13 protein-coding genes and 1 pseudogene are annotated in these 17,058 nt (G+C 75.0%); 12 read left to right on the forward strand and 2 right to left on the reverse strand.

Annotated elements, in window-relative coordinates; all coding sequences use genetic code 11:
* Positions 1 to 296 precede the first annotated feature (296 nt).
* From A4E84_RS17145 to A4E84_RS17170, 6 genes are read left to right on the forward strand one after another with little or no spacing between them, the layout of a single operon-like run.
* Complete coding sequence (locus A4E84_RS17145; protein WP_174569434.1) at positions 297 to 1,373, forward strand: hypothetical protein; 1,077 nt, start codon at positions 297 to 299, stop codon at positions 1,371 to 1,373.
* Positions 1,370 to 3,982, forward strand: a complete 2,613-nt coding sequence (locus tag A4E84_RS17150; protein ID WP_062927424.1) for a lantibiotic dehydratase — start codon at positions 1,370 to 1,372, stop codon at positions 3,980 to 3,982. The genes A4E84_RS17145 and A4E84_RS17150 overlap by 4 nt, the downstream gene beginning before the upstream one ends.
* A complete protein-coding gene (locus A4E84_RS17155; protein WP_062927425.1) occupies positions 3,979 to 6,033 on the forward strand; it encodes a hypothetical protein in 2,055 nt (684 codons plus the stop codon). Before A4E84_RS17150 ends, A4E84_RS17155 begins: the two co-directional genes overlap by 4 nt.
* Positions 6,020 to 7,924, forward strand: a complete 1,905-nt coding sequence (locus A4E84_RS17160; protein WP_062927426.1) for a TOMM precursor leader peptide-binding protein — start codon at positions 6,020 to 6,022, stop codon at positions 7,922 to 7,924. Before A4E84_RS17155 ends, A4E84_RS17160 begins: the two co-directional genes overlap by 14 nt.
* Complete coding sequence (locus A4E84_RS45230) at positions 7,921 to 9,465, forward strand: nitroreductase family protein (protein WP_062927427.1); 1,545 nt, start codon at positions 7,921 to 7,923, stop codon at positions 9,463 to 9,465. Before A4E84_RS17160 ends, A4E84_RS45230 begins: the two co-directional genes overlap by 4 nt.
* 40 nt (positions 9,466 to 9,505) lie before the next feature.
* A complete protein-coding gene (locus A4E84_RS17170) occupies positions 9,506 to 10,426 on the forward strand; it encodes a thiopeptide-type bacteriocin biosynthesis protein (RefSeq protein ID WP_062927428.1) in 921 nt (306 codons plus the stop codon).
* Positions 10,427 to 10,724: 298 nt separating this feature from the next.
* Here the strand turns inward: A4E84_RS17170 and A4E84_RS17175 are convergent, their stop codons facing one another.
* Together A4E84_RS17175 and A4E84_RS17180 are read right to left on the reverse strand one after the other, a co-directional pair.
* Entirely contained in the window at positions 10,725 to 11,558 is an 834-nt protein-coding gene (locus A4E84_RS17175) for an ABC transporter permease (RefSeq protein WP_062927429.1), read from the reverse strand.
* The gene (locus tag A4E84_RS17180; RefSeq protein WP_062927430.1) at positions 11,555 to 12,553 is read right to left on the reverse strand and encodes an ABC transporter ATP-binding protein; all 999 of its coding nucleotides are present in this window, start codon (positions 12,551 to 12,553) and stop codon (positions 11,555 to 11,557) included. The genes A4E84_RS17175 and A4E84_RS17180 overlap by 4 nt, the downstream gene beginning before the upstream one ends.
* Before the next feature lie 216 nt (positions 12,554 to 12,769).
* Here A4E84_RS17180 and A4E84_RS17185 point away from each other — a divergent pair, with 216 nt between their 5' ends.
* The 6 genes and pseudogenes from A4E84_RS17185 (at position 12,770) to A4E84_RS17205 (ending at position 17,055) form a co-directional block, all read left to right on the forward strand.
* Positions 12,770 to 14,098, forward strand: a complete 1,329-nt coding sequence (locus A4E84_RS17185) for an FAD-dependent monooxygenase (protein ID WP_237304941.1) — start codon at positions 12,770 to 12,772, stop codon at positions 14,096 to 14,098.
* Positions 14,099 to 14,129: 31 nt separating this feature from the next.
* A pseudogene (locus A4E84_RS42240) lies at positions 14,130 to 14,243 on the forward strand (glycoside hydrolase family 11 protein); the annotation flags it as partial.
* 188 nt (positions 14,244 to 14,431) lie between these two features.
* Entirely contained in the window at positions 14,432 to 14,785 is a 354-nt protein-coding gene (locus tag A4E84_RS17190) for a hypothetical protein (protein WP_159029586.1), read from the forward strand.
* Positions 14,786 to 14,913: 128 nt separating this feature from the next.
* A complete protein-coding gene (locus A4E84_RS17195; protein WP_062927432.1) occupies positions 14,914 to 15,717 on the forward strand; it encodes an SAM-dependent methyltransferase in 804 nt (267 codons plus the stop codon).
* Positions 15,718 to 15,840: 123 nt separating this feature from the next.
* Positions 15,841 to 16,524, forward strand: a complete 684-nt coding sequence (locus A4E84_RS17200) for a hypothetical protein (protein WP_062927433.1) — start codon at positions 15,841 to 15,843, stop codon at positions 16,522 to 16,524.
* A 45-nt stretch (positions 16,525 to 16,569) separates the two neighbouring features.
* Positions 16,570 to 17,055 carry a MarR family winged helix-turn-helix transcriptional regulator gene (locus tag A4E84_RS17205; protein WP_079129000.1) on the forward strand — a complete coding sequence of 162 codons (486 nt, stop codon included), beginning with the start codon at positions 16,570 to 16,572 and terminating at the stop codon, positions 17,053 to 17,055.
* Positions 17,056 to 17,058 lie beyond the last annotated feature (3 nt).

A 17,058-nucleotide genomic window follows, 5' to 3' on the forward strand; every position in this document is an offset into this window, starting at 1 on the left:
TACACCGGCCGGTCGGCCTTCTTGACGGTTTTCGGTCAGCCCATCGGCGCCTCGAAGCGGAATGCAACATTCCGACCTCGCACCCTCGGACGGGCGTCACGGAAACGATGACGTATGTAAGCGCCGGACCGTTTTCCCTTCCGGCTCGAATTCCCGCCGCCAATCATGGGTTTCACGTTCTCGAATTCATTGCGGCTCTTCTCGGAAGGTGAAAGGACATGGGGGTTCACGCTCCGGAGCGCATTGCCGTGAGGCCGGATTCCGCCGGCCTGACGGGGGTGCGACTCCATACTCGGATGCCGGTGACACCGGCCTGGCTGGCCCGCCACGTCGTCCCGGTCGCCCGCGGACTGGGCGAGCGGGGCGTGCCCGGCGTGCAGGTGCGCCGCGGCTGGCTGCACGGGCCGCACGTCGACGTGCTCGCCCCGGCCGGCGCGCTGCCGCCCGGCGGCGCCGTCGACTGGGCGGCGATCGAGGCCGGCTGGGACGCCGGCCCCCTCGACCCGGCCCGGGCGCTGACCGAGGAGGTGTACCTCGACCAGGCCCGCGAGTTCGGCCGGCTGGAGGCGGTGGAGCCGCCGTACCTGCCGCTGCGGGAGCACGGCGCGGTTCTGCGCGTCGGCCCCGGCGATCCGGCGCTGCGCTCCCGGGAGCCGCGCCTCGACGCCCTGCGCACGGTCGTGCACGGCGCCCTGGCGGCACCGGTGCTGACGATGATCGAGGGCCTGGCCGAGGAGCCGGGCAGCGGCACGGTCCGCCTCGCGGAGGCGTTCGCCGCCCTCGTCGACACCCATGCTCTGGGGCCCGCCTACGGGGTGTTCTCGCCCCGCTCGCACGTGGAGGCGTTCCTCGCCTGGGCGGCTCCCCGCAAGGACATGCGACCGGTCTTCCGGGAGCGGCTCGCCAAGGAGGCGCCCCGCATCCGCGAGGTCGTCGAACAGCGCCTGAGCGGTGCGGTGTCCCCTGCGGCCGCCCAGTGGCGCACCGCGTTCGCCTACGGCGCCGGGGTCCTGGACCACGCCGTCGCCACGGGCGCCCTCACGCCGGACCTGCTCGACTCCGTCACCGACGGCGTCGACCGCAGCCGGATGGGCCCGCCCGGGGCGGAGGCGGTGGTGCCGCGCGGCGAGCAGCCGGACACCGACTTCCACCGGACCGTGCACGGCTCGGGGGCGATCAGCACCCCGTCCCCGTTCTTCGCCGCCTACCGCCTGCTGACGAACCTCTTCTACCAGCAGCTGCCCCTGCTCACGGTCTCCCCGATGCAGCGCTACTACATGTGCTTCGCGCTCGCCGAGACCGTCGACGACGTGCTCGGCAGCAGCTGGCGGGAGCGCCTCACCGCCACGCGACCGACGGGAGCCCCGCGATGACCAGCCCCGAACCCCAGTGGTTCCTGCGCGTCAACCCGCTGCGCAGGACCCGCCTCGCCGACCCGGAGCAGCGCCGCCTGCTCGCAGAACTCGCCCGGGCCGAGGCCGAGTTGGCCGAGGTCGCCGAGGTGTGCTCGCAGGAGCTCTACGAGCGGATCGGCGCGGCCGGCTCGGACGCCGAGCGGCGCGAGCTGATCGCGCTGCGCCGCGCCGTCCACAACGGCCGCGCCGCCAAGAAGACGCCCGAGAGCCTCGAAGCGACCCCGTCGGTCGCCCGCTGGCTGGCCGCCTGGACCGGGCGGGAGCGCCTGCGCACCGCGGTCACGCAGGGCTACCCGGCCGCGGCCGACCGCGAACGCGCCGTACTGGCCGCCCTGCTGGGCGACGGGGACCTGCTGCGCTCCCTGGCGCTCATCGCCCCCGAGGTGCACCAGGAGGCCGAGCGCTACCGGGCCGCGGTCGAGGGCCCGGGCAAGGTGTCCGCCCGGACCCGCAAGTCCGAGCGCGGCCTGATCCAGTACGTGACCCGGGCGATGGTGCGCACCAGCCCACTCTCCCGGTTCACCGCGGTGGGCATCGCCGAACCGGCCCCGGCCGGCGACCCGGACGCCGTCCGCCCCGGCGAGGTGCCCTTCACCGGCGCGCACGCGGTGCCGGGCCTGGACCGGGTCATGCTCCACTACGTCCTCGGCGGCCTGCCCGCCGACGACACCGACCCGAGCGGGCTCTGGGTGGGGATGCCGCCCACCTCGGCCCCCGACCCGGAGTCGGGCAAGCTGTTCTTCCTGAAGTTCTCCGAGCAGGGCATGCACCGCCTCGCGGTCCCGCTCGACGGGCCCGTGGCCCATCTGCTCGACGCGCTGTCGATGGGGCCGCGCAGGTTCCCGGCCGTCGTCGAGCACGTCGCCGCCCGGGCCGGCTGCTCAGCCGAGGAGGCCGAGGGGCGCGTACGGCAGGCCCTGCACCAGGGCGTGCTGTGCACGTTCACCCGGCCCGAGGAGGAGACCGCCGCAGGCGACTACGACGACCTGCTGACCCTTCCCGACGTCGAACAGCCGCCCGGAGTACGGGAGTTGGCGAACCGGGTGCGCGCCGGACTGCCACGGGTGACCGAGGCCCCGGCCGCCGGGCGGGGCGCGCTGCTGGCCGGGCTGCGCGGGGACCTCGGCCGGTTCAGCCAGGCGGCGGGCCGCCCGGCGCACATCACGGTCGAGGAGGACTACGTCATGCCGCCGCTGAAGGTGGCGGCCTCCGACTGGCACGCCCCGCTGGCCGGCCTCGGCCCGGCGGTGGAGCTCCTGACCGTCTTCGACTGGCTGCACGACGTGCGGGTCCTGATGACCGCCGCGTTCACGGAGCGCTTCGGGGCCGGGGCGAACGTGCCGCTCGCCGAGCACGCCGCGTTCATCGTCGGGGAGGTCTCCCGGCGGGCCGCCGCGATGGCCGCCGTGTACGGGCCCGGGGGCACGGGGCAGGCCGCCGCGCTGTCCGGGATCGGACCGGCCGACGGCTGCCTGGAGCGCATGTACCTGCTGCGCCGCGAGCTGTCCGAGGAGGTGCACGCCCTCCTCACCAAGACCGCCCAGGCCGGTGAGGACACCCTGCGGCTCACCGCGGCGGACGTCGCCGAGCTGACCCGGGCCCTGCCCGACCGCTTCCGCAGCGACCCGCTGATCTACGGCGTGCTGCTCCAGCAGGCCGGCGACCAGCTCGTCCTCAACGACGGGCTGCCGGGCCACGGCATGCTGTACGCACGCTTCCTGGAGGCCGACCGCCGCCAGGGCGGCCGCGCCCTGCCCCGCCTGGCCGAGCACCTGCGGCGCTTCTACGGCCATGACGGCACCCGCATCACCGAGGACCTGGGCCTGCACCGCCTCAACGTCAACGCGCACACCCCGGTGCTGCCGGGCGGCCTCACGGCCGAGGACTGGTTCACGCTGCGCCTGGCGCACGACCCGGAGACCGACACGCTGCGGGTCGAGGACGCCGACGGCGCCCCGCTGCGGGTGCTGCCGCTGGGCACCGGCCACCCGGGCCTGTTCCCGCCGCCGCTGTCGGTCGCCTCCGGCCTGGTGATCAGCGGCCGGCTCTTCAACAGCCTGCCCAACTCCTGGCACGCGACGACCCCGTGGGACGGCAAGCACACCCGCGTGGCTCCGCGCATGGCCGTCGGCGACGTCCTCATCGGACGCCGTCGCTGGTACGGCGGTGCCGAACTGGACACGGCCGTGGCCGCCGGGCCCGACGAACACGAACGGCTCCTCGCCCTGACCGCCTGGCGCTCCCGCCACGGCGTCCCCGAGGAGGTCGTCATCAAGTCGGCGCCGGAGGACGAGGGCCCGCTCTCGGTGGGCGCCCCCGACGTCCAGTCCAAGCGGCTGGCGCAGAAGCCGCAGTACGTCGACCTGTCCAGCGCCCTGGCGGTGCGGGTCCTGCCGCGGATGCTGGAGCGCCGCGGGGCCGGCACGAGCTATCTGGAGGAGGCCCTGCCCGGCGTCACGGACGGCACCCACGCCACGGAGTGGGTGCTCGAAGTGGGCCGCACGGCCGGAGGCCACTTCGAGTACCACCCGGCCGACGGCGGGGCAGTGGAAGGAGTCCGGTCATGACCGTCACCGATGTCGAGAGGACCCCGGCGCGGACGGCTTCGGATGCCGTGCCGCTCATGGCCCGGCCCGGGCTGCACTACGCGCCCGTGCCGGGGGGCGTCTACTTCAGCGGCACCCGCGGGCAGTTCGTGCTGCGCGGCTCGGAGCTGCTGTACGCGGTGGCGGACGGCTGTGTGCCGCTGCTGCGGGCGGGGACGACGGAGGACGCCCTGGTCGCCGAGTTCGGCACCGAGCGGGCCCGGCCCGCCGTACGGCATCTCCTCGGCAAGCTCCGCGAGAACGGCCTGCTGCTCGACCCCGCCGCGCTCACCGAGCCGGAGCCGCCGGCCGAGCTGGCCGCCCGGCACGCCGGCACCCTGGCGCGCCTCACCGCCCGCCTCGACGACCCGTACGCGGCGTTCGCCCGCCTGCGCCGGGCCCGGGTGCGGCTGCACGGCCCGGCGACGGCGACGGCCCCGGCCCTGCGCGGACTGCGCCGGGCGGGCGTGACCGACGTGACGGCGACGGCCGTTCCGCTCACGCCGACGTCCCTGGTCCCGGTCTGCGACCCCGCGATGTACGCGGACCCCGCCCTGCTGTCCGGCAGGCCGGGACCGGCAGGCGACTCCGGCCCCCTGTTCCCCGCCGGCGCCCCGGCGGCGCACCACCCTCCGACTCCCGCCGGCGACCCGGCGGTGAACCAACCCGGCACGCGAACCCCCGTCGGCGACCCGACGGTGGATGCACCCGGCACACCAACCCCCGTCGGCGACCCGGCGGTGCACCACCCCCCAACCCCCGCCGGCGACCCGGCGACGCACCACACCGGCACACGAACCCCCGCCGGCGACCCGGCGGCGCACCAACCCGGCACGCGAACCCCCGTCGGCGACCCGGCGGTGGCGGCGTCTGTGATGGGCGAGGGCGTGCCCGGGGTCGTCGTCGAGTTTCTCGACGGTGACCGGACGTGGACCGAGGGGGACGGCACGCTGCACGTGCCCGTGCTGCTCGGGCCCGGGCCGGTGCTGGTCGGTCCCGTCGGTGTCGCACCCGGCGTCTGGGAGGTCTTCCGGGACCGGGTCAGGGCCTGGGCGGACGCCGAGGGCGTCGAGCCCGCGACCGGGCCGATCGCCCACTCCCTCGCGGGAGCGCTCGCCGCGCAGCTCCTGACCGACACCCTCACGGGTGTCGCGGAGCCCGGTGAGGCCCACGTCGTGCACGGACCGGATCTGACGGCCGACCGCGTCACCGTCACGGGCGCCCCCGTGAGCGAAGCGGTCGCCGTCCGGCTCGGCGACGCCCCCGCCGAGCCCTTCCCCGCCCCCGAGGACGCGCTCGGCGCCGCCGGGGTCCTCACCGCCCGCTGGACCGGTCTCTTCGCCTCCCCGCAGGGCGAGGACCTGCCGCAGATGCCCCTGGCCCTGCGCGCGGCCGAGCACCGGGCGGACCGTACGGGCACGGTCACCGCCTGGGCCGCCCACCAGGAGACGGCGGTCGTCGCCGCCGCCCTGGCCGCCCTGCGCGACCGCGGCACCCGCGCCTCCGGCATCCCGGCGGCGGGTCTCACCCGCGAGCACTGGCTGCTGGACGGCGCCCTGCGCCACCTCGCCCGCCAGGACGGGGACGGCCGCGACGCGGACACCCCGCTGCACGCGGAAGGCCGCCGCATCCTCGCCGAGGTGCGTGCGCTGCTCGGCGAGGCCGAACCCGTCCTCGCCGTCACGCGGTACGCCGGTGTCGGCTGGCCGCTGGCCGAGGTCACCGCCGCCGGGCGGCCGCTCGGCCGCGGCTGGGGCCCGACCGCCGCCGACGCGACGTACGCCGCGCTGTGCACCGCACTGGCCGTCGCACAGAGCGGCGGCACGGCCGACCGGCTCTCCACCGACGCCCTGCTGACGGCGGACGACACCGCCCGGGCGGCGCTGCGCGAGCAGCTCTCGGCGATCGCCGTCCACGCGGGCCACCCGCGCCGCACCGATCCGGTGCTCGGCGAACTCCCCTTCTGGCACGGCCCGGTGACCGTCCGCGCCGTCCCGACGACCGCCGAGGAGTCCGGCGATGCAGACCACTGATGCGATCACCGCCGGCCCGGCCCTGCCCCCGACGGCGTACGACGACTGGCTCCCCGCCCTCGCGCCCCTGGCCCGGGCCACCGGGGCCACCGTCTCCGTCAACCTCGGCTGGGACCTGACCTGGGAACGCGACCGCGTCACGCGGGCCGGCGGCCCCCACCTGTCCGTGCGGGTGTACGACGACGAGGTGATGGTGGGCCCCCTGTGGGTGCCGGACACCGCCGTCGGCTGTGCCGCCTGCGCCGAGGTGCGCGAACGCACCGTCCTCGACCACCCGCTCGTGGGCGACCTCACCCAGGCCATGCGCGTCCCGGCGGGCCCCGCACCGCTCCTGCCCGAACTCCTGCGCACCGGCCTGGACCACCTGGCCGCTCACCCCCTCGCGCCGGGCGAGGCCTACTCGGTGACGGTCCGCGGCACCCGGCGGCACCGGATCGCCCGCAGCTTCCACTGCCCGGCCTGCGGCCCCTCCCGCGAGGACCTGACGACCACCGAGGCCCCCGCGCCCCGCCCGCTCCCCTCCCGGCCCGCCGTGCCCGGGGACGCCACCCGCACCGCCGCGAGCCGTCTCGTCGAGCCCGGCTTCCTGCGGGACCGGCTCGTCGACGACCGTTTCGGGCCGGTCCGCGCGATCCTGCGCGAGTCGCACGCCCCGTTCGCGATGAGCATGGCCGTCGTCGCGGACGCCCCGGCGATGGGCCACGGCAGGGCCCGTACGTTCGCGGAGACCGAACCGGTCGCCGTCCTGGAGGCGTACGAGCGGCTCGGCGGCTACCCCTACGACATCCCCCTGCTGACCGGCCGCTCGTACCGCGAGGTCGCCGGACAGGCCGTCGACCCGGGCAGTCTCGGCCGCTACACCGCCGAGCAGCTCGCCCACCCGACCAGCAGGGCGACGCCGTTCACCGCCGACACCCCGATGGACTGGGCCTGGGGGCACGATCTGGCCGACGGCACCCCCCTGCTGGTGCCGGCCGACCATGCCTTCTACCAGTACGAGTACGCCTTTCGCCGGGACCGGCGGGCGGCGCGCGTGGCCGGCGCCGCCAACCGCCGGCACTACTTCTTCGACTGCTCCAGCGGCTGCGCGGTCGGCGCCAACCACGAAGAGGCCGCCCTGCACTCCCTCTTCGAACTGGCCGAGCGGGACGCCTTCCTGACGTCCTGGTACCGGGCGGAGCCGCTCCCCCACATCCCGGTCGGCACCCTCACCGACCCCACCAGCCGGGCCATGGTCGAGCTGATCCGGGCACGCGGCTACGACGTCCATCTCCTGGTCGCCACCCGGGACATCGGCCTGCCGGTGGTGTGGGTGATCGCCGTGAACGAGAAGGACCCCTTCCCGGCGACCTTCTCCTCCGCCGGTTCGGGCGCCGAACCCGAGTCCGCGATCCGCGGGGCGCTGCGCGAGGTCGCACAGCTGGTCACCAACCCGGTGGACTGGACGCGCGAGCAGGTCGAGCGGATGGTCGAGGATCCGTGGCTGGTGGAGGAGCTGGAGGACCACGTGCGGTTCTCCTCCATCCCCGAGACCCGGCACCGCGCCCTGGCCGGACTGGGCGGCCCGGCCGTCACCCTGGAGGAGGCGTTCCCGGACTGGCCGGGACGGCTGGAGCGCGCGTCCGGCGGTGACGTCCGGGGCACCCTCCGGTACGTGGCCTCCCTCTTCGCCGACGCCGGCCTGGACCGGATCGTCGTCGTCGACCAGACCAGCCGGGAGCACGCCGACGCCGGTATCGCGGTGGCCCGTGCCGTCGTGCCCGGCATCGTGCCGATGTGCTTCGGGCACGCCCAGCAGCGTCTGGACGGACTGCCCCGGCTGCGCGCCGCCCTGCGCGGCACGGGCCAGGAGCACCGGGCGATCCCCTACGACCCGCACCCGTTCCCGTGACGGCCCCCGCCGAGCCCTGGACGCGGCGCGCCCCGGTCGACCTGCCGGGCCCCGAGGGCGACAGCAGCATCGCCCGCGAGCCCCTCTGGTACGCCTACGGCGCCGGCGACGACGCCCCGGAACCACCGCCGTGGACCTGGACCGCCACACCGCCGCCCGATGCCCACGTCCCGCCCCCGCCACCGCGCCCGCCGGGGCCCGCGACCCCGCTGCCGCCGGGCACCACCGACCGCCTGGCGGCCCTGCCGTACCCGTGGCTCCCGGCCCCCGGCCCGGCGTCGCCGGAGGCCCTGGCCCACGCCCTGACCGCCACGTTCGCGCCCCTGCGCCGCGAACCGGAGAACCCGTACAACGAACACCGTTCCTACGCCTCACCGCGCTGCCTGTTCCCCGTGCACGCCTTCGTCGGGGACGGCCGTGACTGGCGCCTGCTGGAGCCGACCCGCCACACCCTCACGGGCCCGGGCACGGGCACCCCCGGGCGCATCGCCCTGACCGGCCGCTACACCGCGATCCCCCGGGCGTACCAGTGGTTCCGGGGCTCGCTGGTGGCGATCGAGACGGGCCTGGTGCTGCGCGCGCTGAGCCTGGGCCTGGAGCTCTTCGGGCTGCCGGCGACGCTGACGCCGCCCACCGCGGACGGCCCGGAGCTGCTGCGCGAGCTCGGTGTGGAGCACACCTGGGAGTGGTCGCTGCCGTGGCTGGTCGAGCTGGACGAGCCGCAGGGCGCAGGTCGCGAAGTGACCGGCTTCAAGGAGCCTCCGGTCCCCGGGGGCGACCCTTCCCTCACCGACGTGGTCCGTGCCAACCGGGCTCAGCCGCACGGACCCGGGGGCGCGGGGAACCGCGCGACCAGCCACACACAGCCCGCGCCCGTCACCACAGCCGTGCCCCCCACCCTGCCCGACTCCCCCCACGCCCCCACCTGGTCGGACCTCCTCTGGCACCGCCACTCCGGCCGCATGCCCAGAGCCCTGCACGGCATGGACTCGGCCAAGTGCCTCACCCCCCTCCCCGCCCGGACCCTGACCACGGCCCTGGCCTGGCTGGGAGTCCCCCCACCGCACCCGCTCCTGGCGGAAGCCTTCGACGCGGTCACCGTCACCGCCGTCGTCCAGCACATCGACGGCCACACCCCCGGGATACACCGCATCCACGACGGCACCGCAGACCTGCTCCGGCGGGACCCCACCGCCCCCGCCGGTCTGGAGGCCAACTACGGCTACGGCCTGACGCCGGTCAACGGCTGCGGCATCGCCAACGCCCCCCTCACCGTCTTCTTCTCGGTCCGGCCCCGCGAACTGTTCGCCCGCTTCGGCCCCGCCGGCTGGAGCGCCGCCCAGCATGCCTGCGGCTGGGCGGTCCACGGCCTGTGTCTCGCCGCCGCCGCGGAGGGCCTCTTCGCGCGGCCGGTACGGGCGTTCAAGGAGATCCAGACCAAGGAGGTCCTCGGTCTGGGCGAGGACGAGACGATCGTCCTGTCGGCGGTGGCCGGGGTACCGCGCGAGACCGGGGGTGCCGTGCTGGACCTGCGTACATAAGGCCCTGGAACACAGCCCACCGACCGGACAAGGAACACGCATGCCCACCACACCGCACGACTGGAGCGCCTGGCACCTGCACCTCGGCACCACCGCCCGCGGCGCCCACGACCGCGTCCTCACGGACGTCATCGGCCCCACCGTCGCCGAACTCCCGCCCGCGACGCCCTGGTTCTTCATCCGCTACTGGCAGTCGGGCCCTCACCTGCGCCTGCGCGTCGCGGACCTGTCCGCGGACGCGCACGCGCATGTGGAGCGGGCCCTGCGCGACCGGCTCGCCGAGGCGGGCCGGCTCGCGCCCGGCGAGGAACCGGTGGCGGAGGAGGCCTACCAGCAGGGCGCGTCCCGGCTGGCCGCCGCCGGGGAGACCGGCGCCAACACCACCGTCCGGGCGCTGCTGCCGCCCGGCGTGCACCGCGCCGGCTACGACCCGGAGTACGAGCGGTACGGCGGCAGCGCCCTGATGCCGGCGGCCGAGTCCCTCTTCCACCTCTCCAGCGAACTGGTCCTGCGTCTCGCCCCGCTCGTCACCTCCGAGGCCCGCCGCGCCCGGCTCGCCCTGCGCGGCACGCTGTCCGCCGCGGTCGCCCTCGGCGGCCCGGACGAACGCGCCCACTACTTCGCGCGCGGCCGGGACGCCTGGCGGGCCTGGGCGCGCGACGCGGGTCACTCCGCCGAGCTGCTGGACCGGATCACCACGGTCGTCCAGGACCCGGCCACGGCCGGTGTCGCCCCGGACGCACACGGCCCGTTCACCGGCTGGCACGAGGCCCTGACCGCCCACGCCGCCGAGATCCGGCGGCACTCGCCGGTCCACCCCGGCATGATCCTCTTCTCGCACGCGCACATGCTCCACAACCGCCTCGGTCTGAGCCTGCTGGAGGAACTGCGTACCTACGCCTGGCTGTCCCACGTCTTCCCCGTGCCGGCGGCGGCACCGGGCCTGGCGCCCACGGGGTGATCCCCCGCGCCCGTGGGCGCCCGCGCAGAGGCCCGGCCGGATTCCCCTCACCGGCCGGGCCTCGTCGCTGTGTGCGACGCACGGCTCGTCCCTCCCGCACGACGGCGACCCGCGCCCGCGCCCGCACCCGCACCCGCACCCGCACCCGCACCCGCACCCGCACCCGCACAGCCGTACCCGGTGCACCGCCGTCCCCCGCGGGCCGCCGCTCCCCCGGGGGGCCGCCGCTCCCCGGGGCGACAAGCGCCGAGGGGGCCTCCTGGGAGGCCCCCTCGATGGGGTCGGAACGCGCCCGGCTCTACTCGGGGCGCGGATCCCAGCGGAAGCTGCGCACGGCGATCAGGGCGCCGACGACACCCCAGGCCGCCAACACGGCCAGTTCCTTCCACTGGAAGCCGCCCTGGTGCGCGAACGGCGCGAGCATGGCGTCGTTGAACGGCTTCACCGGGAGCAGCCCGGCGATGTTGTTCATGACGTCGGAGTGGATGGGGAAGTAGCTGCCGGAGATGAACACCAGCGGGAACTGGATGAACTGCACGACCGCGGGTGCCGCCTCGGAGTTGCGGATCAGCGAGGCCACGCCCACGCCGAGGGCGCAGAAGCTGGCCGCGCCGAGCACCAGGGTGAGCGCGAGGGCCGCCCAGTCGGCGGGCCACGGCACCCCGTACAGCCGTCCGATGCCGATGACCAGGGCCACGTCCACGACACTGACGACGACGCAGTGCACGAGCAGCCCCGCGAAGTACACCCAGGCGGGCAGCGGGGTGGCGTGCAGCCGCTTGAGGACGCCGGTCTGGCGGCGCATGGCGAGGACGATCGCCAACTGGCCGTAGCAGGCGCCCAGGACGGATACGGCCGCGATGGCCGGCGTGTAGTACTGCAGTCCGCTCAGGCCGAAGAAGAAGTCCTGGCTCTCGCTGCCGGCGAAGACGGCCCCGAAGACCGAGATGATCACGATGGGCAGGACGAAGGTGAACACCATCGACTGCGGGTTGCGCCAGAACGACAGCTGCTCGTAGCGGATCTGGTGGGCGAGCAGGGCGAGGGAGCCCCGTTCGTCGGGCCGTTCACGTCCGGCGCGTTCGGCCCTTCGTGCGGTGGCGGTGGTCGTGGGGGGCAGGGTGCTGGTCATCGTCGGCTCCGTCCGGGTCGGCGCCCTCGGCGGGCGGACGCCGCCAGGGCCGGTGTGCTGCCCCGCCCGGTGGACGGGGACGAGGCGTCCTGCTCCGCGTACGTACTGGTCAGCCCCAGGTAGACGTCCTCCAGGGTGGGCTGCTCGACGGTCAGCCGCTCCAGGGGCGTGCCCCGGTCCAGGGCCCAGGAGGTGAGCCGGTGCAGGGCGGCGGTCGGCTCCTCGGCCTCGGCGGTGACGAGGCCGTCCTCGGCGTCGCTGACCGGGATCGGCACGTCGTCGATGGCGGCACCGGCCGGCAGGGCGAACCGGATGCGGGCGAGGGCGCTGTCGCGTCCGCCGATGGTGTCGGGCGTGCCCGCGGCGACGATCCGCCCGCCGGCGATGACGGCGACGGAGTCGGCCAGGGCCTGCGCCTCGTCCATGTAGTGGGTGGTCAGCAGGATGGTGGTGCCGGCGTCGCGCAGGCTCCGTACGACCTCCCAGGCTCCGCGGCGGGCGCCCGGGTCGAAGCCGGTGGTCGGCTCGTCGAGGAACAGCAGCTTCGGGTCGCCGATGACGCCGAGGGCGAGGTCGAGCCGCCGCTTCTGGCCGCCGGAGAGGTCCTTGACCTTGGCGTCCCGCTTCTCTTCGAGCCCCACGAGGTCGATGACCTCGTCGACGCCGCGCGGGGCCGGGTAGTAGCCGGCGTTGCGGGCGATGGTCTCGCGCACCGACAGGTACGGCTCGACGGCGATGTCCTGGAGCACGAGCCCGATCTGCCCGCGCAGCCACCGCCCGTCGGCCTTGTCGCCGGGGTCGCGGCCGAGGACCCGGACGTCGCCGCCGTCGCGGTGGCGGAAGCCCTCCAGGATCTCCATGGTGGTGGTCTTTCCGGCGCCGTTCGGTCCGAGGAGGGCGAAGATCTCGCCCTCCTCCACGGCGAAGCCGACGCCGCGCACGGCCTCGTGGTCCCCGTACCTCTTGAGCAGGCCGTCGACGGCCACCGCGGTCACCGCGGTCGCTCCACTTCTCGTTCGCGTGTCACCGCGTGCCTCCAGGTGTAGTAACGGGTGTTCTCCTTCCGGAAGTTAGGGCCGGTCGGGGGTGCGGCAGCAGGCGTGGCGGGGGTTTCGATGACGTCCGTCACGCAAGCGGCGACAGTTGTCAGCACGGCGGGGGCATGACGTTGCCGCCCGGGGGCGGGCGCCACATGCTCGGGGACACGACCGATGACAGTGCGTCCACGTCGCCCGCGCCACGGCGGTGACGGACGTGACGCCAAGACCCGGAAGGCGGTCCCCGAGGTGCTGTTGGGCGAAGACACAGGAGGGCGGCGGCTGCCCGGGAACTCCGCGGAGCCGTCCGGCGGGGAGCGGCCGACGGTCGCCGTCGTCGGCGCGGGCATCGGCGGACTGACCCTGGCCGGCGCGCTGGGCGCGAACGGCACGCCGTACGTGATCCACGAACAGACCCGCGAACTGGCGGAGGTGGGCGCCGGCGTCCAGCTCTCCCCCAACGCGATCCGGCCGCTGCTGCGCCTCGGCCTCGGTCCGGCGCTGCGGGAGCACGGGGTGCGGATCGAGGCGATGGAGGTACGCGGCTGGAACGGGCGGCCCATCGCGCGCACGCCGCTCGGCGCCGACTGCGAGCGCATGTTCGCCGCTCCGTACCTGACGATCCACCGGGCGCATCTGCACGACGCGCTGCTCTCCCTGGTCGACCGGGACCGGCTGGGCCTCGGCCAGCGGCTGAGCGCGGCGGGCGAACGGCCGGACGGGACGGGCGTACGGCTCACATTCGACGACGGTTCGGTGCGCGAGGCGGACGTGGTGGTCGGCGCGGACGGCATCCACTCCACGGTCCGTGAGACGCTGCGCCGCGACGAGCCGGTCTACTCGGGCCTGGGTATCTACCGGGGTCTGGTTCCGGTGGACGCGCTTCCGGCCGAGGCCCGCGAGCGCCTGGTGCGGCTGTGGCTCGGGCCGGGCGGGCACTTCGTCGCCTACCCGGTCGCGTCCGGCACGTACCTCAGTTACGCCGCGACCGTGCCGCTGCCGTCCGACGCGCCGCCCCGCGAGTCCTGGTCCCGGCCCGGTGACCCCGACGAGCTGCGGGCGGTCTTCGGCTCCTGGACGGGCCTGGTCGCGGACATCGTCGCGGCCGTGGAGACGACCCACCAGTGGGCGCTGCACGACCGGCCGCCGCTGCGCACCTGGTCCACCGACCGCATCACGCTACTGGGCGACGCGGCCCACCCCATGCTCCCGTTCATGGCGCAGGGCGCCAACCAGGCGATCGAGGACGCGATGGACCTGGCGGCCTGCCTCGCCGACGCACCGGCCGGGGCGATCGCGGACCGCCTGGCCCGCTACGAGTCGCTGCGCATCCCGCGCACGGCGGAGGTCCAGCGCGGCTCCCGTGGCAACGCGGGCATCCTGCACCTCCCGGACGGCCCCGCCCAGCGTCGCAGGGACGCGCAGATGGCGGTGCACGCGGCCCTGCGGGACCGTGCGGCGCTCTACGCGCACGAGACGGGCCGCAGCGTGGTTCCGGCTTGACCCGGTGACCGTGCTCCCCCATTACGGCTGCGTCGAGGGCATACGCACCTTCGACCAGGGCGGGAGCGTGCGGCAGTCGAAGCGGACGGGCGCCACCATCGCGGCCGGGAACCACTTCGAGGCGTGGGCCCGGGCCGGAATGCCGCATACCTGAGTACGCGTGCTCATGACGGGCCCGGTGCCATCCCCCGATCCTGGTCGTATGACTGATCGGGGAATGGTGGCGGCCGGGGCCGCGCTCGTCGGTGGTGTGCCTGTGGCCGCCTGGGGGCTGATGGGGCAGCAGAACCACGACGGGCTGCCGGCCGGTGAGCTCGACTACGCGTTTCAGCCGTGGGACATCGGGGACGGCGTGGCCGCCGTCGCCGGGGGCTCGCGCTGGTGCTGGCGGTGGCCGGTGCGGCGGTGCTCGTGCGGGGCACGCTGCGCGGGGCGATGGACCGGCGGTGGTGGGGGGTGCTCGGGCCGCTGGTGGTGCTCGGTCTCATGGTCGGGGTGGGGTGGCGGATCCTGACCGCGGGGGGCATCGGGGCCAACATCGGAGCCGGACTGCTGATCATCTTCGGTACCCCGGTCGCCGCCGGGCTGCTGCTGTGGGCCCTGGCCTGGGCGTTCTGGCTGGTCACCCAGCGCCACGGGCACGAGGGCGGCGGTGACCTGGGCGGTATCGCCTCCCGCGGGGTGTAGCAGCGGGCCGGTCGTGGCCGAAACCGCACGGCAGGCGTCCGGCAGGCGGGGCAACGCCCGTATCGCATCGGGAAGTTCGCCTAGGTTGGGGGCCGGTCCCCCTTCCCCGCCCTCCAGGAGGCCCCACCGTGTCCGACGACAGCCTGCGTGATCGCATCGACACCTCCAAGCCGCACTCGGCCCGCTTCTGGAACTACTTCGTCGGCGGCAAGGACAACTACGAGGTCGACCGCGAGATCGGCGACCAGATCAAGTCGATCTTCCCGGGGCTCGTCGACGTGGCGGTCACGAGCCGCCGCTTCCTGGGGCGGGCCGTCGAGTACCTGGCCGGTGAGCAGGGCGTACGGCAGTTCCTGGACGTGGGTACCGGGCTGCCCACCGCCGACAACACGCACGAAGTGGCCCAGCGCGTCGCTCCGGACTCCCGGATCGTCTACGTCGACAACGACCCCATCGTGCTGGCCCACGCCAACGCCCTCCTCACCAGCACCCCCGAGGGCAGGACCGCCTACCTGGACGCCGACCTGTACGACCCGGAGGCCGTCCTGAAGGCCGCCGCCGGCACGCTCGACCTCTCCCGGCCGGTCGGCCTGATGATCCTCAACACCCTGGGCCACGTCGCCGACTACGAGCGGGCCCGCGAGCTGGTACGGCGGCTCATGGCCGGGCTGCCGGCCGGAAGCCACCTGGTGATCAGCGACAGCACCGCGACCAGCGAGGGCATGATCGCCGCGTCGGAGGCGTACAACGCGAGTGGTGCGGTGCCGTACCACGTCCGTCCGGTCGCCGAGATCGCCGGGTTCTTCGACGGGCTGGAGCTGGTGGAGCCCGGTGTGGTGAGGGTGCCCGAGTGGCGGCCAAGGGCTTTTGGTGACGCCGGTTTCGGTGACGGCGCCGTGGACGCGTACTGCGGGGTAGGGCGCAAGCCGTAGGGCGTTCACCAGGTCCGGTGCGGCGTCGTGGGGCTGGTCGCGCAGTTCCCCGCGTCCCTGAGCGCGTCACCCGTCCGGTCCGGTCGCCGCAGCCCCCGCCCGCCCCCACGCGATAATCAGGACATGCCCGCCCCTCCCTCCGTCCCCGAGCCCGCCGGCCGGCTCCTCGGTGATCTGCTGGCGGTGGGAGAGGCCTACTCCCTCGTCCTCGCCGGCGGATACGCGGTCCTGGCGCACGGGCTCCTGGAGCGGGCCGGGCCGGCCGTGGACGCCGCCACGGAGCACCCGGCCGCGATGGAGGTCGTCGCGGACACCGTGCGGACCGGGCTGGTCGGGCGGGGCTGGCTCGTGCAGACCCTGGAGACCGGGCCGCTGTCCGCCCAGTTCCTCGTCACCGACGCGGCGAGCGGCGTGGAGTGCGAGGTCGCCCTGCACAAGGAGGTGCTGTGGCGGCCGCCCGTGGAGACGGAACTCGGCCCGGCGCTCTCCCTCCACGACCTCGTCGGCACCCGGGTGCGGGACCTGGCCGACCGCGGACTCGCGCGCGACCTGGTCGACGTACACGCCGCCTCGGCCCGCTGGAGCCACCCCGAGCTCGAAGAACTCGGCCGCCGCCACGCCCCCGACACCTTCGACCTCACCGACCTCCACGCCCGGCTGACCGGCACGGACTGGCTCGACGACAGGGCGTTCACCGTGGCCGGCCTCGACGCCCCGGCCGTCGCCGGGCTGCGCCGCTGGGCCCAGGAGTGGGCCGACGACATCGCCGAACGCCTCATCGAGGGCGAGGCCCCGGACGAGGAGTGACACACACGCCCCGCACGTCGACAGACCGGTCGGTACCCTGACCCGATGGGGAACGGGGCAGCCGGACAGGTGGGGGTCGTCGCCGCGCTGGTGCGTGCGGCGTTCCTGGTCGACGGTGTGTACGCGGAGGCCAGCCGGGCGTACGGACTGACGCCGCAGCAGGGGCAGTTGCTGTGTGTGCTGATGTCCCGGCCGTACGGCATGAGCGAACTCGGCGAGACGCTGGGGCTGGCGAAGTCGGGACTGACCGGGCTGGTGGACCGGACGGTGCGGCGAGGGCTGGTACGCCGGGAGGCCGACCCGCGCGACGGACGGGCCGTGCGGGTGGGACTGACGGACCAAGGAGCCGCGCTGGCCGGGAAGTTCTACGCCGAGACCTGCCGTCGTATGGAGGCGCTGCCGTCCGGGCTGAGCGGCACCGAGCGGGACCGGCTGGCCCGTCTGCTGTCGAGGGTCGTCGTGGACAACGAGGTTCCCGAGGTGTTCGTGGAGACCGCGACCGTCTCCGCTTCCGGCGGCTCACCCTCCTGAGAG

This window comes from Streptomyces qaidamensis, assembly GCF_001611795.1.
GTDB lineage: Bacteria > Actinomycetota > Actinomycetes > Streptomycetales > Streptomycetaceae > Streptomyces > Streptomyces qaidamensis.